Origin of the sequence: Stappia indica, from assembly GCF_001696535.1 — a bacterium.
GTDB classification, from domain to species: domain Bacteria; phylum Pseudomonadota; class Alphaproteobacteria; order Rhizobiales; family Stappiaceae; genus Stappia; species Stappia indica.
Genome location: NZ_MBQE01000004.1, coordinates 121,361 through 144,524, shown reverse-complemented (window position 1 = coordinate 144,524; position 23,164 = coordinate 121,361). Strand labels below are relative to the sequence as shown.

Below are 23,164 nucleotides of genomic sequence, written 5' to 3'. Positions count from 1 at the left end.
AAGGAAAGGATCCCATGTCGTTCGTTACGGGCCTGGTGCTGGCCGCAATCGGCGGCGGTGCGGCCACGGCCATCGCCGTGCATGATTTCTTCGAAGGCGAGACGCTGGTCGCCGACCTGTTCCGCGCGCGCCGGCTGGCGCGGCGCGACATCGCCGAGCTGGACCGCAAGGCGCAGGCGGCAAAGGCGCGCGGCCCGGTGGTGACGCTGACGACGATCCCGAGCCGCATCGAGCATATCGGCATGACGCTGAAGAGCCTGCTCGACCAGTCGCTGCCGCCGGCGGAAATCCGGCTCAACGTGCCGCACCATTCGCGCCGGGAAAACTGCGGCTACGAGATCCCCGAGTGGCTCTCCGCGCTTGCCACCGTCACCATCGTGCGCTGCGAGGATTTCGGCCCGGCGACGAAGCTGTTTCCGAGCCTCACCGCCCTCGATGCGGATGCCGCCATCGTGGTGGTGGACGACGACCGGATCTATCCGCCGGACTTTCTGAAGGTGCTGGCGAGCGAGGCGGAGGTCGACCGGGATGCGGCCATCGGCCTGTCCGGCTGGGTGGTGCCGGCCGACCTGACCGACCGCCCGACGACGATCCGCAGCAATCTCTACATGCAGCCGCCGGCGCCGATCCGCGCCCGCCGGCTGCGCAAGCGCTACGAGATCGACATCCTGCAAGGGTTTTCCGGCTATCTGGTGCGGCCGCGCTTCTTCCCCGACATGGAAGGGATGCTGACCCATCGCGGTGCCCCGCCGGCGGCGTTCTATGTCGACGACGTGTGGATCTCCGGCCATTGCACCGCGCGCAAATACGTGGTGCCGGCGGCGCGTGCGGGCTTTCAGATGATTACCCGCCAGTCGTTCTACCGGGCCAACAGCCTGGGTAAGGTCAACAGCGGCGAAGGCACGCCCGAAAGCCGCAACAACACCATCGTCATCCGTCACATGGCCGATCGCTGGACGGTGGGCGGCCATCGACTGGCCGCAGGCGGCGACACGCCGCGCTGAGCGCCGCAGCGATCTCGCCGGCAAGACCGGGCGCGCCAGACAGGAAGCGCTTGGCCGCCGGGTCGAGCGCATTGAGCCGGCGGCCGATCCACGGCAGTCCTGAGACGAAACCGACGCGGGCGCGCACGTCGAAGGCGACGACATCGTCATGCAGGGCGATGTGGTGCGGCGAGGCAAGCTCCGCGAGACGTGCCAGCGGATGGTCGCTCTCGGCCGGCTCTTCGCGGTAGCCTCCCGCATCAAGGCGCGTGATGCGGCGAACCTCTGCGCCCTGCCCGTAGTAGGTCAGGTTCTTCTGCATCACGCGCAACAGGCCGGTCTCGTCGCGCAGGATGCTGCCCGCCCCGCGGCCGAAGCCGTAGTCCCCATCGGCGAAGATGCCCTTAGCATTGACCGGGTGCGGTTCGAACGTGCCGGTCAGCAGATCCTCGCTGCGGTAGAGGGCGAGCGTGCGCGCGCCGTCCTGCCCCAGCGGCTTGCCGCAGGTGAGGATCCACCAGGCGCCGTCATGGCGGAAGAGCGCGCTGTCGACGGCATCCGCCTGCTCGAAGATCCGCCTCACCCGGCGCCATCGGTCGGGGAACCGGTCGCAGACATAGAGATCGAGCGCCTGCAGCGAGCAGGTCTCGGGCAGCATGTAGAGGGCGCCGTCCGCCTCGAAGAGGAAAGGATAGGACGCATGCTCGCGCAGCGGCAGGACGGGCGTTAGAGGACCGGGGCGCAGGTCCTCTCCGAGCTCCATGGCGATGAGGCGGCCGAGCTGCTCGGGATAGCGGAACTCTTCCACGAAGAGCCAGAGCCGCCCGTCGCGCCGCCACAGGAACGGGTCGGCATAGTAGCTGAGCCCAGGGCACGGCACCGGTGTCGGCGCGGCATCGCCCGCGCGCATTATGTAGGTGCGGAAGTTCTCCTTGGGCCAGCGATGCATGCCGAGGATGCGGCGCCGGTAGAAATCCTGCCAGCGCAGGTTCGCCCGGTCGCCGGCCTTGTAGAGCCGATACCAGAGACGGGCGAACGGATCGGTCCAGCGCGGGCGGGCCGGATCCAGCTTGTTGCGCGAACTCATCCAGCGCACCGGACGGGGCGAACTGATGTCGATATCGCCGTCGTTCAGCACCAGGCGGCCGGCCGCCTCGGCCCGGAACAGCAGAATCGAAAGGATCGCCTGGTCGGTGTTGTGGCTGGCCCGGTCGGCGCGGGTGAAGACTGCAGGGTCCAGCGCCAGCTCCGCCCAGTCGATGAGGATATCGCGGGCAATCGGCTGCTCCAGGTCGAAGCCGACGACGCCGCTGACGCGAATGCGGCGGTCGAGAAAGGCCGGCTCTACGGCAAGGCGGGCGCGCACATCCGCCGCGCAGCGCTGCGCCAGGTTCGACTGGCCGGAGAGAGTGTAGACGCCGCAGCGGGCGAGCTCGGCGAGCGGCTCGGCAAGCGAGCCGTGAAAGAGCGTCGCGCTGTCGAACCAGAAGATCCGCCCGCCGAACCGCTCCGCCGCGTCGGCGATCACCAGCGGCTTCCAGGCGTATGTGCCTGCCGAGGGCGCCACATGCGCCGGATACGGCACGAGGCTGAAGGGCAGGAATTCCGCGAAGGGAAAGCGCGCGGCAAGGCGCGTCCGGTCGCCCGGATCGAGGCCGAGATCGTAGACGGCGATGCGCGCATCCCTGTCGAGCCCCTTCGTCTTCACACTCGCCAGATACTGAGCCAGCGTCGGCGCGAAGGCGGCATCGGCGGCGGTGACGAGGGTGAGCGACATGCAGGATCCCGGAACGGTGCGGCAACGGGATCAGGCCCCGCGCATCTGCGTTCATGTCGGAGAGCGGCGCCAAGCGCAAGCGCCGCCAGCGAACGCGTACCATCGCCGGGGCGCAAACGCCCTGCGGATAGGCATCCTGTCCTCACGAAACGCGCTATAGTTAACGCAGTGCAAACGGGGAATCAGCCGGGGAGCAGATCGGCCATGAGCGCGCAGGTCATCACCGTCGCGTCGCTGAAGGGCGGCAGCGGCAAGTCGACGCTTGCCAGCTGCCTTGCCGTCCATTGGCGGATGCGCGGCTGGCGCGTCCTGCTGGTCGATGCCGACCCGCAGCATTCCGTGCTCCGGCTGGCGGCGCGCGAGCAGGCGCTCGGCGGGCTGCCGGTGATCGCCCGCGCCGACCGCGGCATGTGGAAAGCGGTCAAGGAGCAGGCCGGCGACTACGACCTGATCGTCGTCGACACGCCGGGCTTCGACAGCGAGATCACCGCGGCGGGCCTTGCGGTCGCCGATCTGGTGCTGATCCCGGTCAAGCCGTCCCCGCTCGACGTCGACCGGATGACCGATACGGTGGGTCTGCTGATGGCGGGCGTGCAGGGCTGGGCCCCGACCTTCCGCTGCGTGCTGACGCAGACGACGCGGGGCAGCGTGATCGCCCGCCACATCCGCGCCGAGCTGGAGGAAGCCGGTTTTCCGCTGCTGCGGCAGGAGCTGCAGAACCGGGTTTCCTATGCGGAGGCCGCGCTCTATGGCGCAACGCCGACGCTGACCCAGCCGGACGGCGCGGCGGCGCAGGACGTGCAGGAACTGGCCGGCGAGGTCGAGGCCCTGCTGGCGACACGAAAGGTGCGCAGCGCGTGAGCCGGAAACTCCCCAGGACCTTGCAACGCACGATCCACGACATCCGCCGCGAGATGCACGAGGCGGAACAGGTGCCGGAGACGCCGCAGGCGCAGCCCTCTTCTCCTGCCCCTGCAAGCGAGCCGGAGAGCAAGGCTGCCGCCAAGGCCGCCCCGGCGCAGGCAGAGGCTCCTGTCGCGGCGGCCGAGGCCTCCGCCGGCGGGCAACAGCAGGGATCGGCCGAAGGATCGGCCCAACAGGAAGCCGCAGCAGACAAGCAGGCAGCGCTCCCCAAGGGACGCGCCCCGGCAACGCGGCCGCCGACGAGCAGCGCATTGCGGCGGGCCCGGGCGCGGCTGATCATCGAGCGGCATTCGACGCTGGCGGGCATCGCCGGCTTCGTGCCGCTGCCCTGGGTCGATCTTGCCGCCGTTGCCGCGCTGGTGGCGCGGATGCTGCGGGAACTGTCGCGCTGCTACAGGATCCCGCTCGACCGCGACCGCAGCGGCCGGATCGCCCTGTCGCTGCTGGCGGGCGTCGGCGCACCGGGCATCGCCAGCTTCACCACCACCAGCCTGCTGCGGATGGCGCCTGGCCCGAACCTTGTCGGCATGACCGTGACCGCCGCGGCTGCCGTGGCGCTGACGCGGGTCATCGGCGACGTGTTCCTGGAGCGGCTGGAGCGCGGCGAGCCGCCGGAGGGCGGTGGCAAGAAGGCCTGAAACCGGCCGGCCTGCGCGAAAAACGCGCCGAAACAAGGACTGCGACGGGCTGGAAGCCTTTCCTTTTTCGATTCGAAAGAGTACCGTTTTCTCGGAATTTCCCGGAAATCATTCAGTCCGCTTCGGGCGGCAGCATTTCGGATCCTCGCGCGACAGGCGCCTTCGGACAGTATCAGGAGAGTTTGAATGGCAACCAAGAGCAGTGCCGAGAAGACCGCTGCAGCCAGCGATGCCGATATCGAGGCGGACGTCGAAGCGGGCGTGGAGGATGCGATCGACGGCGAGGCGCCGGCAGCGGCGACGCTGTCCGACGACGACATCGCCCGCCAGCTCACGGCCGAGAACCTGACCAAGGATTACGTGCTCGCCTCCGTGGCGGCCAGCATCGTGCCGGTCGCGATCTTCGACATCGCCGCCGTGGTGGCGATCCAGCTGCGCATGATCCAGAAGCTGTCGCAGCTCTACGGCAAGCCGTTCACCGACAAGATGGGCCGCAAGGTCATCTACGCACTGGCCGGCGGCGTGCTCGGCTACGGGGCCGGCTATGCGGTCGCGGCGAGCGCCACCAAGCTGATCCCGGGCATCGGCTGGATGGTCGGCATGGTGTCGCTGCCGGTGGTGGCCGGCGCCTCGACCTACGCGGTCGGCCGCTCCATCGCCCGTCACTACGAGGACGGCGGCTCGCTGATGGACTTCGACGCCAGCAAGATGCGCGAGTTCTACAAGGAGCAGTTCGAGAAGGGCAAGGAGATGGCCAAGCGCGCCCGCGACCGTGCCAAGGGCGGCGCCGAGGCTGTGGCCGAGACCGTCGAGGAGACGACCGCCAAGGCGTCCTGACGAACCTGCACGTTTCAGGGGCGGCGCTGCAAGGGTGCCGCTACCGACATCCGACGCCGCGAACGCTGAGACCAGCGTTCGCGGCGTTTTCGTTTGCCGTTTTCGTTTGCAGGGCATTCCCACTGCGTGTGCGCGATCAGCGAAGCCCCGCCGGCACGGCCCGGTTGGTCAGACGCGGCCCGAGCGGTGGCGCGGATCGCGCCGGCGGCCGCCGAGGCCGGTCCAGCGGTCGGAGGCCAGCAGCACGATGATGCCGACGACCGGGCTGAACAGGAACGCCACCAGGAAGTTGCCGACAAAGCCGAAGCGGGTGTCGCGGCCGAGCATGCCGATGATCCAGCTGGCGATGACCCAGATGAAGAGTATCCACGGATTGACGAAGATCGTCATGGCACGGCGTGCTCCTTGTTCGCGGCGGGATCGGGCATCAGCGCGCTGTCGTCCCCACCTCTCTCGATCACGTCGGACGACCACTCCAGCGGCTTGCGATAACTGGCCACCGTCTGGAACCGCGTGCCGTCGTGACGCACGACGAAAACGTCGGTGTCCGTGATCAGCCCCTTCGTATTGAAGACGATCTTACCCGTAACGCCCTCGAAGGGCACGCCATAACGCGCAACCTTCAGCGCATCGGCGATCCGGCCGGCATCGAGCGTTCCGGTTCGTTCGGTGACTTCCTTCAAGAGCATCACCGCGTCATAGCCGAGTGCCGCGCTCAGATCCGGCATCGCGTTGTATTGCTGCAGATAGGAGCTGACGAACTCGGTCGAGAGAACGTTGACGCTTTCGCTGTCGAACAGCGAGACGCCGATGACGTCCTTCATCTTCTGCTTGCCGACATGGTTTTCGATGGTGTTGGAGAACATGTATTCGAGCCCGAGCACCGGCTGGTCGAGCCCCAGTTCCCGCGCCCGGCGGATGAACTCGGCCGTGTCGAGCGACAGGGCGGACGCCACGAAGAAGGCGTCGTAGTCGGCCTTGCCGAACAGCCTGTTCTCGAGAATGAACATGAGCAGCTGGTCGACGGTTCTGCCATGGCCGGGCAGATAGCCACGAAACACGACCTCCCCGCCCTGCTGGGTGGCGACCGCGCTGAAGAAGTCTCCCGCCTCCTTGCCGTAGTCGCTCTTGTCGGTCAGGACCAGGAAGCGCTTGAGGCCGGCGGAAAGCGCATAGCGGGCCACCATCTCGGTGTTGTCGCTGTTGTCGGGCTGCAGCGCGAACAGCAGCGAGAATCCGTGATTTGTCAGGGACGAGGCGGTCGCATGCGTCGCCAGATACAGGATGTCGTTCTGATTGTAGATCGCGCTTGCGGTGATCGCGGTGTCCGACCATTCGTGGCCGATCACGCCGAACAGCCCTTTTTGCCGCGTCACCTCGCCCGCAAGGCGCATCGTCTGGGCGATCGTCCGCTCGAAGCCCCCCTCCCCGAAGGACACTTCTTCGCGATAGAGCAACAACTCCAGGTCCTGCCCGAGAATTCCCCCTTCCGCATTCACCCGCTCCGCCGCCAGCCGGGCGCCGTTGGTGAAGCTGTTGACCTCGTCCCCATCGGCATAGACCAGGCCGATCTTGAGCGCGCTGGAGGTGTTGCCGCGCATGATGTCGATGTAAGCCGCCACGCGCTCGCTCACCGAAATGCCGCTAGAAGCGACGATGACGGCGAACAGCGCCAGCCAGATCAGCACGATGCAGGCTGCCACCCGGAGCCAGGCCGCCTTGCCCGCCGGCCGGACGATTTTTGCGAAAGGCTTTCTGGCCATCGGCCTACCTGTCGCCGCCGAGGATGAGCGGCAGCCCGTCCTTGCCCGATCCGATCACGACCGTCTTGGCATTCGGAGACGACGCCAGTTCCTTGGTCGCCTGCACGCCCTGCCAGCGCAGCAGGTCCTCCGTCAGGCTCTGCTTGATGACGTCCTGATAGCGGCGGATGCCTTCCGCCTCGATGGCCTTGCGTTCCGCTTCCTGCTTCTCGATGCCGATCCGGTACTCATAGGCCTTCTGCTCTTCCAGAAGGGTGAGCTTGCGCTCGACCGCAAGGCGCACCGCCGGCGGCAGCTCGACATTGCGCACCAGCACATCGTCGATGATGACGTAGCGGTCCTCGACATTGGTCAGGCTGTTGACGACGATGGACTCCAGGAAGCCGCGCCGGCTGGTATAGACCTCTTCCGGAGCGTACTGGCCGACGGCCCGGCGCAGCACGGCCTCGGTCTCGGGAAACACGACCTTGTCGAGATATTCGGGGCCGACCGTGACGTGCAGCAGCGGCAGCAGGCGCAGGTCCGGCTTGTAGCGGACGGCGATTTCCAGATCGACCGGAAGACCGCCCTGGGTCAGCAGGCTGTATTGGCGCTGCTCGGTCTGCAAGCGGACGTTGTAGACATACATCCGGTTCCAGGGCCACATGATGTGCAGCCCTTCGCCATAGATGTTGCTCATGTCCGTACCGGAAATCCAGCGGTAGAGCACACCGGCTTCGCCCGAATGGATCGTGACGACCACCCTGTTCCAGAGCGTTACCAGCCCGACCCCGAACAAAAGCAAAATCAGCAAAGTATAGATCTGAATCCGACGCTGGCGTTCGCTGCGAAGAAATTCTTCATAATCTTCGAACTCATCGTCCAGTGCCATTCGGCCGACTCGCCAGTCTTTACAGTGAACAGGGCAGCAGTATAGGGCGAGGCCCACTGCGGTTCCAGCCTGCTATAAGCGCGGTTCTTGCCCTCGAGTGCAAGGCCGGGCGCACCTTCGCCCACACGCATGTTTCAGCAAGGCTCATGCTTTCGCCTCCAGTCCGGCGAGCAGCTGCGAGAGCTGCCCGACCCACCCCTGAAGATGCGGCGGTTGCAGGAAGCTGTGATGGTCGCCGTCCGTCTCGTGCAGGGCGAAGCCGCCGGCGGCAAGCGCCCGCCAGCCGGCCGTGCCGAACCGCGCCAGCCCCTGCTCCGTGCGAACCAGCGTCAGCGGCGTTTCAACTGGGGCCGGCGTGTAGTCTGCGAGTGCCGCCTGGTTGGCCGCGAAGACCGCGAAGAGGCGATGCAGGTCCGCAGCACTCAAGCCGGGATGCCGGCGGGCGAAGGCAGGCATCGCCAGAAGCCGGTCGGCGAAGTCCTCACCCGCGGCGAACGCCAAGGCGTCCCCGCCCAGAAGATCGCGGACGAAGGCCGTCCGGCAGGCCTGCTCCGCCGTCTCGCCCGAAGCCCAGGGCTCGAGTTCGGCAAGCTCCGCCGACGTGTAGCTGTCCAGCAGCGCCAGGACATCCACGCGCTCGCCGGCCGCCTCCAGCTGACGTGCCATCTCGAAGGCGAGCACACCGCCCATCGACCAGCCGGCAAGGCGGTACGGGCCCTTCGCACGCAGGGCACGCAGCTGTTCGACATAGCCCGAGGCCATGGCCGGGAGGCTGGTCGCCGCCGGGTTTTCCCCGTCAACGAGGCCAGAGGCGCGAATGCCGTGCACGGACCAGTCATCCGGGAGCGCCGCGGCAAGGCCGGCGTAGCACGCCACGGTGCCGGCAACCGGATGCACGAGGAACAGCGCCGGGGCATCGTCCCGTCGCGCGAGACGCAGCGGCACGATCAGCGAGGGTGTCCCGGCGTCCGCCCTGCGGGGCAAGGCATCTGCCGGCAGGCGGCGGCGCAGCAGGGCGGCCTGCTGGCCTAGCGTTGCGGCCGCGCCGAGATCGGCGACGGACAGGGCAACACCGAAGCTGCGCTCGATGCCGCCGAGCAGACGCACGGCAGCGAGACTGTCGCCGCCGCTGTCGGAGAACCTGTCGCCGCGTCGCAAATCCCTGGCATTCCTGTTCAAAGCCCGCGCCCAGACCTCCAGCAGCACGGCCTCCACCTCGTCCGGCGCGTGATCCTCCGCGACAACGTCCTGCGGCAGGGTCGGCCGCTCGGCCAGCCTGCGCAGCGCCCGCCGGTCGACCTTGCCGCCGGGCCCGACCGGGAGCGCATCGATGCGGTGGATCGCCGAGGGCAACATGTGCAGCGGCAGGCGCGCGGAAAGCCGATCCCGTAAGGCGGCCGCATCGAAGCCCGCCTCGGGCGCCGCCACGAAGGCGACAAGGAAGGCCCTGCCCTCGCCATCCGCTTCCGCCAGCACTGCGACCTCGCCCAGCCCCTCGGCCGCAAGGGCCGCCTCGACCTCGCCCGGCTCGACGCGGAAGCCGCGGATCTTGACCTGATCGTCGATGCGGCCATGGAAGGCGACCGTGCCGCCGCTGTTCGGCAGGAAGGCCGCAAGGTCTCCGGTGCGATAGAGGCGCACCGGCGGCTCGCCGGGATCGATGGTGCGCAGGACGAAGCGCTCGTGCGTGAGGTCGTCGCGGCCGTGGTAGCCGATGGCAAGGCGGGCGCCGCCGATATGCAGCTCGCCGACGACGCCATCGGGCACCGGATTGCCGTGACGGTCGAGAATATAGATCCGGGTGCCGGCCAGCGGCCGGCCGATGGGCACGGGAGCGCCGCGGTCGTCCGGCGTCACATCATGCACAAGCGCGGTGATGGTCGCCTCGGTCGGGCCATAGGCGTTGAGCAGGCGCGCCCGCTTGAGCCCACTGTCGGCCCACAGGGCGACGACATCCGGGCCCAGCGCCTCGCCGCCGCAAATCAGCAGGCGCAGGGAGAGCCCGGACAGGTCCGAGCTGGCGGCCTTCCAGGCCTGCAACAGCTCGCGCAGATAGACCGGCGGCAGGTCGGCGACGGTGATGCGCTCACGCTCGAGCAGCTTCAGGAATTCCGAGGGCGCACGGACGGCGGTGCCGCCGAGGACGAGACGGGCGCCGCTCGCCAGAGCCGGCAGGATCTGCTCCAGCGCGGTGTCGACGCCGGGCGAGGCGAATTGCAGCACGGCGTCGCGCTCGCCGAGGCCATAGTGATCGACAACCGCCCGGCAGTGACCTGCGAGCGCGCCGTGCGACACGGCCACGCCCTTGGGGGTACCTGTCGAGCCGGACGTGTAGATGATGTAGGCGGGATCTTCCGCGCGCAGGGCAACGGGACGGCGGCGAGCCAACTGCGGGCGCAGGTCCCAGCCGTCGCGGTCGAGCCGGACGACGCGCACGCCGGGGGCGGCGAGCTTGCGCGCACGGGCGGCCAGCCCCTTCGGCGCCAACACCAGCGTGGCGCCCGCATCACGCAGGATCAGCGACAGCCGCTCGTCCGGGTGATCGGGATCGAGCGGCACCCAGACCGCGCCGATGGACAGCACGGCCAGCAGGCCGGCTATGCCGCCCGCCTCGCGCCCGGCGAGCACCGCAACGCAGTCGCCCTGCCGGATACCGCAGGCCGTCAGGGTGAGGCACAGGCGCTCGACCTGCCGCTGGAGCTGGCGGGCGGTGAGCGTTTCACCCTGACCGCCGAGAACCTCGGCCGACGGCGCCTGTCGAAGGCGAGCCTCGATCCACTCGTGAACCAGCCCTGCCGGCGGCGCAGCCTCCGTTGCCGCGCTCCAGCTGTAGAGCGCCCGCTCGCGCTCGGCGCGGGTGAGCATGGCGAGCTCGCCGAGCGGCGTTTCGAGGTCGTCGAGCATCGCGCTGGCGAGCGTCTGGTAGTGACCGAGCATGCGCTCGATCCGGGAGGTGGCAAAGCGTTCGCCGTCGAAACTCGCGACCAGCAGGAGGCCCCCGTCTTCCTCGTAGACCTCAAGGCCGAAGGGCGCGTCGCCCGGCTGGCGGATCTGCGGCAGATGCTCCACCCGGCCGAGTTCCGGCGGCAGGTCGATGCCGGTGCCCTGCGGGAAGTTCTGGTAGGCGTAGCCGACCTGCCAGGGTGCCCGCCCGTCGGCCGCGCCACCGAGACCCTGCGCGACAGCGGCGAAGGGCACATCGGCGCGGGCCATCCCCTCGCCCAGTGCGCGCTGTGCGGTGTCGAGCAGTGCAGCGGCCGGGAGCTCGCCGTCGACCGAAATGCGCAGCGCCATCATGTTGGCGCAGTACCCGATGGTTTCCTCGAACCGCCGCTGCGGCCGGCGCAAGGTCGGCACGCCGACGATCAGGTCTTCCTGGCCGGTGTGGCGGTAGAGGAGCGCAGAAAGCACGGCAAGATGGAAGGCGGCGGGGCTGGTGCCGCGCTCCTGCAGGACCTCTCGCATGCGGGCGACCAGCGCCCGAGGCAGCCGCTGCTCCACCGCGCCATCGCGGCGACCGGTCTCCGCCGCCAGAGCGTCCCGATCAGCCGGCAGATCGAGCCCCGGCAGCTCGCCGGACAGCGTCTCGCGCCAGTAGCGAAGTTGCTCTTCGCCGCGCGTCGAGGCGAGCACGTCCCGTTCCCAGGCGATGAAATCCGCATAGTCGGCACGGTTGGCGGCGGCGGCAGAGGGCGACGTTCCGCCGGAGGCGAAGGCCGCGTAAGCCTGCCAGAGCAGACGGGCTGCGACGGCAGCGGACGCGCCGTCGATGGCGATGTGATGGAAGGAGACGAGGACCAGGCTCTCGCCGGGGCCGAGCGTTCCGCCTTGCAGCAGCTCGAAGCGCACCGGCGCGTCCTTGGCGAGATCGAACGGCCGTGCCACCCGACGGCGGGCGAACTCGGCCGGCTCGATTTCCTTGGGGATGGAGAGGGTCGCAAGACGCGGCGCGGCGCCGGCTTCCAGCCTTTCGCCCTCGCCCGCAACGCGTGCGGTCAAAACCGGGAAGCTCTCGCACAGCCAAAGGCAGGCGCGGAACAGGGCCTGCTCGTCGATGCCGCTGACGCGGAAGGCCAGCGGCACGTTGTAGTCCGTCCGGCCGGGATAGAGCGTCTGGAGGACCCATAACCCTTTCTGTCCCTCGCCAAGCGGAGACTGCCAGGGACCGTTCCTCACCGTGGGCGCTGCCACCGGCAGCGCAGACGGCTCGTTTGCCGCGATGCGGGCGGCAAGCGCTGCAAGCGTCGGATGCCGGTCGAGATCGTCATGGGTCAGCGCATGCCCGTGCGCCTCCTCGACCGCGTAGACCAGCCGCATCCAGCCCATGGAATCGACGCCGAGATCGCGAAGCGGCCGATCCGTGGGAATCTGCGCGGGCGACACGCCCAGAATGGCTGCAACCGTCTGCCGGAGCGTCTCCAGAGGTGCGCTGCCGCTCGCGGTGCTGCGTGCTTCAGGCTCCGGAGAGGGCGTTTCTGGCAGCCTGCCGATCCAGTGGCGCTCGCGAGCAAAGGGATAACCGGGCAGAACCAGCAGGCCGCGCCGGTCGCCCTCCTCTTCCCGTTTCGGCAGCGGCACCGTCGAAGGATCGGTGGCGGCGGATTCCAGCCCGGCGACCAGTTCGTTCACCGAGGACGCGGTCAGCTCGACGCCGCAGGCCATCGCCTCGCGGCCGAAGCGCAGCGTGCGCGACAGGCGGTCCAGCGATACATCCGGCGTAGCCCTCACGAAGGCAGCGAGTTGCCGTAGCATCGCTGCGAGCTGGTCCGGCGTGCGCGCCGAAACGGGAAAGCGCAACGGGCCCGCGGCTTCAAGACCGCGCTGGAGAGAAGCCGAGGCGGTTGCTTCCTCCAGCAGCAGGTGAACATTGGACCCGCCCGCCCCGAAGGAACTGACGCTTGCGCGCCGCGGCTGCGCCTCGCCATCGACGATGCGCGGGTGCCAGGGCTCTGCCTGAAGCTGCGGCACGAAGGGCGTTCCGGCGAAGGGAGAGCCGGCGGCTTCAAGGCCCGGCAGGCCGGGCGACGGAACAAGACAGCGATGCTGGAACTGCAGCAGAACCCGGGTGAGCTGGGCCATGCCGGAGGCGGCCTCCGCATGGCCGAGATTGGCCTTGACCGAACCGAGCGGAATGCCTTGCGCGCCTGCGAAGACCCGGCCCAGCGCCCTCAGCTCGATGGCATCGCCGATGGATGAGCCGTTGGCGGCGGCCTCGACATAGCCGATGGAGCGCGGATCGATGCCCGCCGCCTCGAGATTTTCCGCGAGCAGACGGGCCTGCGCATCGACATTGGGCACCGCATAGCCGGCGGAATGGCCGGCATGGTTGGCCATGCTGGCGCGGATCACGGCAAGCACGGTGTCGCCGTCGGCCAGCGCCTCGGCCAGCGGCTTCAGCAGCACCGCGCCAACGCCCTCGGAAGGAAGATAACCGTCGCCGCCGGTAAAGCTGCGGCTGGCGGCATGGCTGCCGACAAGCCCGGCCTGGCTGAGCCCGACATATTTTTCCGAAAGCAGCGACAGGTTGACGCCACCGGCTATCGCCAGCCGGCATTCGCCGGCTGCAAGGCTTTGGCAGGCCTGATGCACGGCCTGAAGGCCCGACGAGCACATGCTGTCGACGGCAACGCTCGGCCCCTGCAGGTCGAAGAAGAACGAGGTGCGGTTGGCAATCGCCGAATAGGACGAGAGCAGCAGCAGCGCCCGGCTTTCCGCATCCATTTCCAGCGCCTTGTAGTGCTGGTACATGGCGCCGACGAAGACGCCGACGCGGTTGCCGTAGCGCTTGCCGAGCCAGGCGCGCGTGTGGCCGGCGCGCTCCAACAGGTGCCAGGCCGTTTCCAGGAACAGCCGCTCCTGCGGATCGGCGAGCGCCGCCTCGCGCGGGCTATAGCCGAAGAAGCCGGCGTCGAACCGGTCGACGTCGTCGATGAAGCCCCCCCAACGGCAATGGCTGGCAAGGGGCTGGCCCTTGCGCGGCGACCAAGTCGCCTCGACATCCCAGCGCTCGGCCGGCACCTCGCGGACGCAGTCGCGCCCCGCTTCCAGCACCTGCCAGAACTCCTCCACCGTCCGAGCCCCAGGGAAGCGTCCGGCAACGGCGATCACGGCGATGCCATTGGACGCGGGAGCAGGGACTGCCGGGACCGGCGCTGGAGCCGGCGCCTCCTGGACGGTCGCGACCGTGCCCCGACCCATCGCCTCGAGCTCCGCGGCCAGCCTCGCGATGGTCGGATGTTCGAAGAGAAGCGTCTGCGGCAGAGAGCCGAAATGCGTTTCGAGCGCTGCCACGATGTCCAGCGCCGAGACGGAATCGACGCCGAAACGGTCGATGGTCTCGTCCGCCCCCAGCCGCTCGGCGGGGATCTTCAGGACTTGCGAGAAACACGCCCGCACCGCATCGAGAACGGCGCCGCTCGCAGCCTCTGCAGCAACGCTCTCGCCCTCCACCGCACGGGCGGGCATCGCAGCTGAGCGGGAGGGCGGCGCAGAGGCAACCGCCGCGTTGCCCGACGGCCGCACGAGCTCACGCAGACGGCTCTTGTCGCCAGCGAGCACGAGAAGCTGGTCTTCGCCGGAACGCTGCAAGGCGAACGCAAGGGTTGCAAGCGCCGCTTCGGTGGCGAGCGGCACGGCGCCGGCCTGCCGCTCCATCGTGGAGACCACCGCCTTGGGAAGGCGCATGCCTCCGTCCTGCCAATAGGGCCAGTCGATGGAGAGCGTGTGGCCGCAGCACGCGCCGCGCGCGGCCCTGCGATTGCGCTCCTGCGCGAAGGAATCGAGGAACGCATTGGCCGCGGCGTAGTCCGCCTGCCCTGGATTGCCAAGGGCACCGGACGCGGAGGCGAAGAGCAGCAGGAAGTCGAGGGGATCGTCGCCGAGCGCCGCATCGAGCGCCAGAGTGCCGGCGACCTTGGGCGCGAGAACCGCACGCAGATCGGCCTCGGATTTGTTGACGATCAGGCTGTCGCGGGTGAGGCCAGCGGCATGTATGACGCCATCCAGATGGCCGTGCGTTGCCCGAATCTCCGCGACCAGCGCCCGCATCGCGGCTTTATCCACGACATCCGCCTGACGGTAGACGGCACGCTGCCCGAGGCGGGCAAGGGTCTCCTCAAGCGCGGCCGGGCGCGCGGATCTGCCGGTGAGCCAGACCGTGGCACCGGGCGCCTTGGCGACGATATCGGCTGCGACATGCAGACCGACGCCGCCGGCCCCGCCGGTGACCAGATAAACACCGTCCGGCTTCCACGGCACGGTCAGCGCCTGGGCGGCGGTCTCGACCTCCCGCCATGTCCGCACGAGACGCTGGCCCCGGCTGTAGCGGATATCGTGATCGGACTGCGCGACTGCGGCCTCGCGCGCCAGCAGTCCGGCAAGATCGGGTCGGGCGAGGTCGAGCGAAATCGCCTGGCAGGCAAGGGTCCGATGCTCCAGGCGCGCACAGCGGAGCAGTCCGGCGAGCCCTTCGGCGAGCGTATCCTCGACAGGCAGCACGAGCTGCAGAGTGGCGGCATCCGTGCGGCTCGCCATCTCCTCCTTGAGCAGGGCAAGCAGGTGCGCGGCGCGATCGGCGACGCGCTCGCCCTCGTCCGCGTTGCGGCTCTCCAGCTGCACGATCCGGGCTTGCGGCAACTGCAAGCGCAGGCGGGAGGCCGTGTCGTCCGTCGCCCCGCAAAGCACCACCACATGCCGGCCCAGTGAAGCCAAGGCAGCGGCGGGCGGGTCCATCTCCTGCCAGTGCGGACGGAACAGCAACGGCAAGGCGGGGGCTGGTGCCTCCCTCCGATGCTCCACGGCAGCACCCTCGGGCAGCCAATAGCGCTCGCGGGCAAAGGGATAGGTCGGCAGGCCGATGCGGACAGGGCGGGCGCCGCCGCGCAGCTGTCGCCAGTCCACCCGCGTGCCGCCGACCCAGGCGGCAGCAGCGGCCTCCAGCGATGCGGGCAGCGTATCCTCGGTGCGATTGCGCGGGGCGCGGCCGCGCCAGATACCGCCCCCCTCGCCTCCCTGAAGCGCGGCGTCCAGCAGACGGGCCAGCTCCGCCTTGTCGCCCGCGACGATGGCAAGCCGCTCCTCGAAGGCCTCGCGCCCCTCCTGAAGGGTCGCGGCAGCAGCGGGAAAGTCCGCCTCGGGCAGGACGTCGAGGCACGCGCGGAACCGCTCCAGCACCTGCTGCAACTGCCCCGCTTCGCGGGCGGAGAACGGATAGACCGAACGGGCGGGAGCGACCTCCCGGCGAGCGGGCGCCGGGTAGTCCTCGATGATCAGATGGGCGTTCGACCCGCCTGCGCCGAACGAGGAGAGCGCTGCAAGATGCGGCAGCTCATTGCCCTGCCCGTCCCGCCGCCGCGACCAGTCTTCCAGGCGTTGCTGGACGCGGAAAGGCGAGGCGGCGAAATCGATCTCGCGGTTGAGCGTTGCCGAATGCAGCGAAGGCGCCAGCCGGCCATGGCGGAACTGCAGCAGGACCTTGGTCAGGCCGGCGATGCCGGCCGCGCTCTCGCCATGGCCGATGTTGGACTTGACCGAGCCGATGGCGCAGAAGCCGCAAGCCCTTGTCTCCCGGCGATAGGCGCGGGACAGGGCGGCGATCTCGATGGGGTCGCCGAGGCTGGTGCCGGTGCCGTGCGCTTCGACATAGCCGATGTCCTCGGCGCGCACGCCCGCGCGCTGCATGGCGCGGCCGATGACCGCCGCCTGCGCCAACGGGTTCGGCACGGTGTAGCCGTTGGTCTTGCCGCCGTGATTCAGCGCCGAGGCGCGAATGACGCCATGGATACGGTCGCCGTCGGCAACGGCGCGCGACAGCGGCTTCAGCAGCACCGCGCCGACGCCCTCGCTCGGTACATAGCCGTCGCCGCCCTCGCCGAAGCTCTCGCAGCGCCCGCTGCTCGACAGGAAGCGCCCCTGCGCCAGCGCCAGATACTTGTTGGGATGCAGGGTCAGGTTGACGCCGCCGGCAAGGGCAATGCTGCAATCGCCGGCGCGCAGGGCCTCGCAGGCAAGGTGGATCGCCGTCAGCGAGGAGGAACACATGCTGTCGACGGCCATGCTGGGGCCGTGGAAATCGCAGAAATAGGAGACCCGATTGGCGATAGAGGCCGCGCTGCCGGACAGGGCGAGCGGCCGGCCGGCGGCAGTGCTTGCGGCACCGTAGAGCTGATATTCCTCGTACATGACGCCGACGAAGACGCCGACATCGCCGCCCGCCATGCCGTCAGTTGCCGGCGCCACGGTCTCGCGGGTGTAACCGGCATCCTCCAGCGTTTCCCAGGCGCATTGCAGGAAGAGCCGCTCCTGCGGATCGAGATAGGGCGCCTCGCGCGGCGCGATGTTGAAGAACAGCGGATCGAAGCGGTCGTAATCGTCGACGAACCCGCCCCACTTGCCGCGCGGCAGCCCGCCCCGCCCCTCCGGATCATGGAACCTTGCGTGGTCCCAGCGCTCAGCCGGGATCTCGGTGATGCAGTCGCGCCCCGCGGCGAGGTTCTCCCAGAACGCCTCGACATCGCGCGCGCCGGGGTAGCGACCGGCAAGGCCGATGATGGCGATGGGCTCGTCCCTTGCGCCGCTCGTACGCTCGCGAACGGGCGCCGCAGCCAGAGCAACGGTCGCCGGGGCCGTGTCGACCGGCGCGGCACCCACGATCTCCGAGAACTTTTCCGCATGGGCGGAGGCGAAATGGCCGGCCAGCGAGGCGATCGTCTGGTGCTCGAAGAACAGCGTGCTGGAGAGCGGGCCGAACACCTTGCCGAGTTCGTTGGTCAGCCGGGTGATCAGCAGGGAGTCGATGCCGTAGGTCTCAAGAGCGGCCTGCGGGTCGATCTCGGCAAGCGGAACCTCGGTCTCGCGCGCGACGACCTCCGCAAGGTAACGCTCGGCAGCCGTGACCAGTGCGGCGGAGGTGTCCGGTTTCGCCGGCGAGCGGATCTCCTCCGGCGACGGCGCTCCCCTCACCAGACGCAGGGTGAAACCGCGGATCGCGACGCGGACGGTGCCTGCGCTGTCGGCGAGATCGATGTCGATGCGGCGCAGACCATCGGCGGCCGGCTGCTCGCGCAGATGCGCCCACATCTCCTCGTCCGTCGGGCCGAAGACGTCGATCCGGTCCAGCGCGAAGGGCAGCGCCGCCGTCCCTCCGGGCTCTCGGTGGAAGAGACCGAGTGCGGAATGGAAGGCAGCATCGAGCATCGACGGGTGGAGATGGAACGTCTCGCCGCGCGCCGCCTCCGGCAGCCGCAGGCGGGCCAGAGCCTCGCCGTCGCCGGCCTGCATCTCGACCACACAGCGGAAGGCCGGACCATAGGACAGGCCGAGCGCGGCATAGCTCGCATAGAGCCAGTCGCGGTCGAGCACGGCCGGGCAATTTCCGCGCCGCGCCGCAATGTCGAGACGCGCCGGGGTCGAGCCGGTCGGCAGAGCCACGACGCTGCCGCGCATGTGCTCGGTCCCGGTGCCCGAAAGCAGGCGGAAGCCCCTTGCGCCGGCCTCGCCATCTTCCAGCGGCAGCCGCACCTCGACCGAGCCGGAGGCGAGCTCCAGCGGCCGGCGCCATGTCACATTCTCCAAGCGCACGGAATCATGCCCGCCGGCGGCGACGAAAGCGCTGCGCGCAAGCTCAAGCCCCATTGCAGCCGGCAGGATCGGCATGTCGCGGAAGCGATGATCGTGCAGGTAGAAGGCCGAGGCCTCGAGGCGGCGGACGAAAGGACCGTCGATCTTCTCGGCAACCGCCGACCCCCGCGCTGCGTCTGCGGGTTGGGACCGCTCGACGCTGCCGCCGGCACGGTAGATGTCGCGGGCGAAGGGATAGCCCGGCAGACGGATGCGGCGACGCGGGCCGGTTGCTTCCGCGAAGCCGGAAAGGTCGCCGCCGGTCACGAAACGCCCAGCCCAATCCTCAAGACTCGCCGGCTCGGACACGGGGCCGCGGACGGACGCGGCATCGTCTCCGACCAGAAGGCCAGGGGCAGATGCGCCGCCGAGATAGGCCGTCAGCATGCGCACCGCGTCCACCAAAGAATGCGCGACGAATGCCAGCCGCTGCTTCATCGGCGTGCGCCCGACGCGCAGCGTGAAGGCGATGTCGGCAAGGTCGGCATCGGTGAAAGACCCGGCTTCCAGCGCCTCGACAAGATCGCTCGCGCGCTCGCGCAGGCGCGCCGCATCGCGAGCGGAAAGAACGATCAGTTGCGGGCCAGGTGCTGCGGCAGACTGCGGCGGCGACGAATAGTCCTCCAGCACCGCATGCGCGTTGACCCCGCCGAAGCCGAAGCTGCTGACGCCCGCCCGCAACGGCAGCTCGCAGCCCGCAGCATCGCGCGCAGCCGTCCAGGGGCGCCCCTGCCGGACGACCTCGAACGGGGAGCCGGCAAACTCGATATACGGATTCAGCGTGTCGCAGTGGAGGCTCGGCACCAGCTGGCGATGCCGCATCTGCAGCAGCACCTTGGCGAGGCCTGCGATGCCGGCGGCAAGTTCCAGATGGCCGATATTGGTCTTCACCGAGCCGATGCCGCAGGAGCCCTGCGCACGCTCGCCGGCAAAGACCGCCTTCAGCGCGTTGATCTCCACCGGATCGCCGAGGGCAGTTCCCGTGCCGTGCGCCTCGACATAGCCGACGGTCGACGGGTCGATGCCGGCGTCCCGATAGGCCGCGCGGAGCAGATCGGCCTGCGCCTGCGTGTTCGGTGCGGTCAGCGAGTTGGCACGGCCGCCATGGTTGACCGCCGTCCCGCGGATGACCGCGAGGATCGGGTCGCCGTCGCGCAACGCATCGGAGAGGCGACGGAGGAGGACCATGCCCGCGCCTTCGCCGCGCACATAGCCGTTGGCTTGCGCCGAGAAGGTCTTGCAGCGCCCGTCCGGCGCGAGCATGCCGGCCTTGGCGAAATTGATATGCGCTTCCGGCGTGACGATGGTGTTCACCCCGCCGACCAGCGCCATCTCGCAATCGCCGTCGCGGATCGAGCGCACTGCGCGATGCAGGGCGACGAGCGAGCTGGAACAGGCCGTCTCGACCGGCTCGCTCGGCCCGTGCAGATCGAGGAAATAGCTGATGCGGTTGGGCCCGACGGACGCCACCGCGCCTGTCGCCACGTAGCCGTCTCCACCCGTGTCGCCCGCCACCAGATCGCGATAACCGCTGGTGGAAGTGCCGACGAAGATGCCGACCTTGCGCCCGGCGAGATCGCCCGGCGCGTGGCCGGCATCCTCGATGGCGTTCCAGGCATGCATCATCATCAGCCGCTGCTGCGGATCCATGAGCCGGGCTTCGCGCGGCGAGATGCCGAAGAACAGCGGGTCGAACTCGAACACGCCGTCGATGAAGCCGCCCCAATGGATGTTGGTGCGGCCCGGTTCCTCCCTGGGGTCGCCGTCGATGGCGCGCCAGTCCCAGCGGTCGGGCGGAATGCGGGTGATACAGTCGCGACCCTCAACGAGGTTATGCCAGAAGGCATCAGCGTTGCGCGCCATCGGGAAGGTGCAGCTCAGGCCAACGATGACGACCGGGTCGTCTGCGGCAAAGGCGTCGTCTGAGGCAGGACGCGGCGCGTCGACCACGGGCGGCGGATCCGCAACAGCGGGCTGCGGGTCTGCAAGCGTCGGCGCAGCGACGAGTTCGGGACTGACCAGACCCGCGACATGCCGCGCGAGGCGCGCCAGCGTTGCGAACTCAAAGAAATCCGCCGGTGTCAGCGAGAGGTCGAGCTCGTCGTTGATGGCGGCGGCAAAGCCGGTCATCGTGATGGAATCGAAACCGAATTCGCCGAGTTCCATCTCCGTGTCGAGGGCGGACGGTTCGACCTCCAGAACGCGCGCGGCGATTGCGGTCACGCGGTCTAGAACCGCCGCAGATACCTCGGCCGGCCGCACGGAAGGCGCCTCCTCCACCGACGACCGACCAGCCGGCGGCGGACTGACCGTGCGGGCGGAAAATCCCTCGAAAAGCGCAAGAACACGGCCTGCCTGGTCGCACAGGCGCACGGTATGCGTCGCCCCGTCCCGTTCGCCGACCGCCCACATCACAGGCTCCGTCGGACCGATCACGACAAGACGGCGCAGAGCGTAGGGAACGGCGAGCGCGGCCTCGTCGTCCGCGGGCAGCGACAGTAGCGATTGCAGCGCGCCGTCCAGCATCGAAGGATGCAAGGCCATGCCGTCCGTCGCAGCTGCCGGAAGCTCGAGCCGCGCAAGCACGTAGCCATTGCCGGTTGCAAGGCTGGTGATCGGCCGGTGGGCGGGCCCGTAACCAAGACCCAGCGCCGCGAACCGCGCATAGAGCCCGGACGGATCGACCGTTCCAGGCACGCCCCTGCGCAGGGCGTCGAGATCGACCGGCGGCAGCGCGGCGTCCGGCGCGGCGCGAACGCGGCCCTCGCCATGCACCTGCCGGCCCTCACGGCCAAAGGTCAGGATACGGTAGCTGTCGCCGGCCTCGCCCAACTCGACCTCTAGCCGCACGGGCGCCCCGTCGACGGCGACCGGACGCGACCAGACATGCCCGGTGAATTCCAGCGGCAGGCCCGCAAACCCGCGCCGCTCCAGCTCGGCCCGCACAAGTTCGAACTGAACGACACCCGGCAGCACCTTGCGGCCGCCGACAAGATGATCGCGCAGAAAGCTCTCGCTCCCATCGAGGACCAGGCTTGCGGACCTTGCCGGCGCGGCTTCGCCGCCGCGCACCCAGTGACGCGTGCGGGCGAAGGGATAGCCCGGAAGCCGCACGCGCCTGCGTCCCGCGCTGCCGGGAAGCTGCCTCCAGTCCACATCGAGACCGCGCACCCAAAGCGCCAGCAGCTCGTCATGACGACCGCGCGAGACGAGGCCGGCCGCCGCCTGCCGGAGGTCGGCATCGCCTTCCAGCACCGAAATGACGGCACGGTTCGCCCGCACCCGGCCGAGATGCAGCCCGCCCACCTCCTCGCCGGCAAGGAAAGCACCGAGCCGCTTGAGCGCTTCGCTGCGTCCGCTGGCGACGAAGGCCAGGCGGTGCTCCATGGCATCGCGCGCCACCTGCAGCGTGTGCGCGACATCGGCCAGCGATACCGCCTCTCCCGCCTCGTCGAGATAGCGGCGCAGATCGCTGGCCATCGTCCGCAGCTGGTCCTCGCTGCGGGCGGAGAGGACCAAGACGGCCAGCCCGCCGGCCTCCGTCGGCAGGGCGGCCTGTGCGCCGACGTGCTCTTCCAGAACGACATGGGCGTTGCTGCCGCCGAAGCCGAAGGAACTGACGCCCGCCCGGCGCGGCAGCTCGCGGCCCGACGCGTCGCGGGCGCGAGGCCATTCGCGCGCCTCGCGCACGACGAAGAACGGGCTGCCCTCCAGCTTGAGATAGGGGTTCAGCCGGTCGCAATGGAGCGTCGCGGCCATCTTTCCGTGCCGGATCTGCAGCAGCACCTTGATCAGCCCGGCAATGCCGGCGGCGAGCTCCAGATGGCCGATGTTCGACTTGACCGAGCCGATCCCGCAGGACGGCGCGGCGCCTGCGCCGAAGCGCGCTTCCGCCTCTCGCGCGAGATCGGCAAAGGCGGCGGACAGCGCCTCGACCTCGATCGGATCGCCGAGCGGCGTGCCGGTGCCGTGCGCCTCGATATAGCCAACGGTGCGCGGATCGAAACCGGCGGCGCGATAGGCGCTGCGCAGCAGCTCTGCCTGCGCTTTCGGGTTGGGCGCGGTCAGGGACGCCGCATGGCCGCCGTGGTTTTCCGCCGAGGCGCGGATCACGGCAATGATGTCGTCGCCGTCGCGTTCGGCCGTCTCCAGCGGCTTGAGGAACACGAGGCCGACGCCCTCGCCGCGCGCGTAGCCGTTGGCCGCATCGGAAAACGGCTTGGAGCGCCCGTCGGGCGACAGCATGCCCGCACGCGAGAATCCGACAAAGGCTTCCGGCAGCAGCAGGGCGTTGATGCCGCCGGCAATCGCCGCATCGCAGTGGCCGGAGCGGATCGCCTCGACCGCGCGGTGGACGGCGACCAACGCACTGGAACAGGCGGTTTCCACGGCAACGCTGGGGCCATGGAAATCGTAGTAGTAGCTGATCCGGTTGGGCCCGAGCGAAGGCGCAAGACCGGTCATCGAGTAGCCTTCGACGCCGCTGCCGGACGCCGCGACCAGACGGCTGTAGCCTGTGTCCGCCGTGCCGAGGAAGACGCCGGTGCGGGAGCCGGCAAGATGCGAGGGCGCGTAACCGGCGTCCTCCATCACCCGCCAGGCCTCGGTCAGCAACAGCCGCTGCTGCGGGTCGATCATGCGGGCTTCGGGCGCGGAAATACCGAAGAAGGCGGCGTCGAACTCCGCCAGCCGCTCGCCGATAAAGCCGCCCCATTTCACATTGGTGCGGCCGGGCTCTCGCTGAGGATCGCCCC

The 23,164-nt window shown here is 69.2% G+C and carries 9 protein-coding genes (1 of these 9 only partly in view); 4 read left to right on the top strand and 5 right to left on the bottom strand.

The window, feature by feature from the left end; translation table 11 throughout:
• Positions 1 to 14: 14 nt before the first annotated feature.
• Positions 15 to 1,004: a hypothetical protein gene (locus BBX35_RS15050; protein WP_067221800.1), complete on the top strand. Its 990-nt coding sequence runs from the start codon at positions 15 to 17 to the stop codon at positions 1,002 to 1,004.
• Here the strand turns inward: BBX35_RS15050 and BBX35_RS23685 are convergent.
• Positions 931 to 2,760 carry a glucosamine inositolphosphorylceramide transferase family protein gene (locus tag BBX35_RS23685; protein WP_067221799.1) on the bottom strand — a complete coding sequence of 610 codons (1,830 nt, stop codon included), beginning with the start codon at positions 2,758 to 2,760 and terminating at the stop codon, positions 931 to 933. The genes BBX35_RS15050 and BBX35_RS23685 overlap by 74 nt on opposite strands.
• 204 nt (positions 2,761 to 2,964) lie before the next feature.
• Here BBX35_RS23685 and BBX35_RS23680 point away from each other — a divergent pair, with 204 nt between their 5' ends.
• The 3 genes from BBX35_RS23680 to BBX35_RS15030 all read left to right on the top strand — a co-directional run bounded on the left by BBX35_RS23680 (position 2,965) and on the right by BBX35_RS15030 (position 5,159).
• A complete protein-coding gene (locus tag BBX35_RS23680; RefSeq protein WP_067221797.1) occupies positions 2,965 to 3,621 on the top strand; it encodes an AAA family ATPase in 657 nt (218 codons plus the stop codon).
• Entirely contained in the window at positions 3,618 to 4,322 is a 705-nt protein-coding gene (locus BBX35_RS15035; protein WP_171901464.1) for a DUF697 domain-containing protein, read from the top strand. The genes BBX35_RS23680 and BBX35_RS15035 overlap by 4 nt, the downstream gene beginning before the upstream one ends.
• A gap of 186 nt (positions 4,323 to 4,508) precedes the next feature.
• The gene (locus tag BBX35_RS15030; protein ID WP_067221794.1) at positions 4,509 to 5,159 is read left to right on the top strand and encodes a YcjF family protein; all 651 of its coding nucleotides are present in this window, start codon (positions 4,509 to 4,511) and stop codon (positions 5,157 to 5,159) included.
• Between the two features lie 168 nt (positions 5,160 to 5,327).
• Here the strand turns inward: BBX35_RS15030 and BBX35_RS15025 are convergent, their stop codons facing one another.
• From BBX35_RS15025 to BBX35_RS23240, 4 genes are all read right to left on the bottom strand, one after another.
• The gene (locus tag BBX35_RS15025) at positions 5,328 to 5,549 is read right to left on the bottom strand and encodes a hypothetical protein (protein WP_067221792.1); all 222 of its coding nucleotides are present in this window, start codon (positions 5,547 to 5,549) and stop codon (positions 5,328 to 5,330) included.
• Positions 5,546 to 6,922: an ABC transporter substrate-binding protein gene (locus tag BBX35_RS15020; protein WP_067221790.1), complete on the bottom strand. Its 1,377-nt coding sequence runs from the start codon at positions 6,920 to 6,922 to the stop codon at positions 5,546 to 5,548. The genes BBX35_RS15025 and BBX35_RS15020 overlap by 4 nt, the downstream gene beginning before the upstream one ends.
• A gap of 4 nt (positions 6,923 to 6,926) precedes the next feature.
• Complete coding sequence (locus tag BBX35_RS15015) at positions 6,927 to 7,664, bottom strand: prohibitin family protein (protein WP_171901463.1); 738 nt, start codon at positions 7,662 to 7,664, stop codon at positions 6,927 to 6,929.
• Between the two features lie 273 nt (positions 7,665 to 7,937).
• Positions 7,938 to 23,164: the 3' portion of a non-ribosomal peptide synthetase gene (locus BBX35_RS23240; protein ID WP_067221787.1), read on the bottom strand. 5,059 nt of this gene lie beyond the right edge of the window; the window shows 15,227 of its 20,286 coding nt (coding positions 5,060–20,286); the start codon falls outside the window, past its right edge; its stop codon occupies positions 7,938 to 7,940.

Excerpts from the sequence above, each read along its gene's own strand:
- BBX35_RS15050 (WP_067221800.1), top strand. The coding sequence starts at position 15 with ATGTCGTTCGTTACGGGCCTGGTGCTGGCCGCAATCGGCGGCGGTGCG.
- BBX35_RS23685 (WP_067221799.1), bottom strand. The coding sequence starts at position 2,760 with ATGTCGCTCACCCTCGTCACCGCCGCCGATGCCGCCTTCGCGCCGACG.
- BBX35_RS23680 (WP_067221797.1), top strand. The coding sequence starts at position 2,965 with ATGAGCGCGCAGGTCATCACCGTCGCGTCGCTGAAGGGCGGCAGCGGC.
- BBX35_RS15030 (WP_067221794.1), top strand. The coding sequence starts at position 4,509 with ATGGCAACCAAGAGCAGTGCCGAGAAGACCGCTGCAGCCAGCGATGCC.
- BBX35_RS15025 (WP_067221792.1), bottom strand. The coding sequence starts at position 5,549 with ATGACGATCTTCGTCAATCCGTGGATACTCTTCATCTGGGTCATCGCC.
- BBX35_RS15020 (WP_067221790.1), bottom strand. The coding sequence starts at position 6,922 with ATGGCCAGAAAGCCTTTCGCAAAAATCGTCCGGCCGGCGGGCAAGGCG.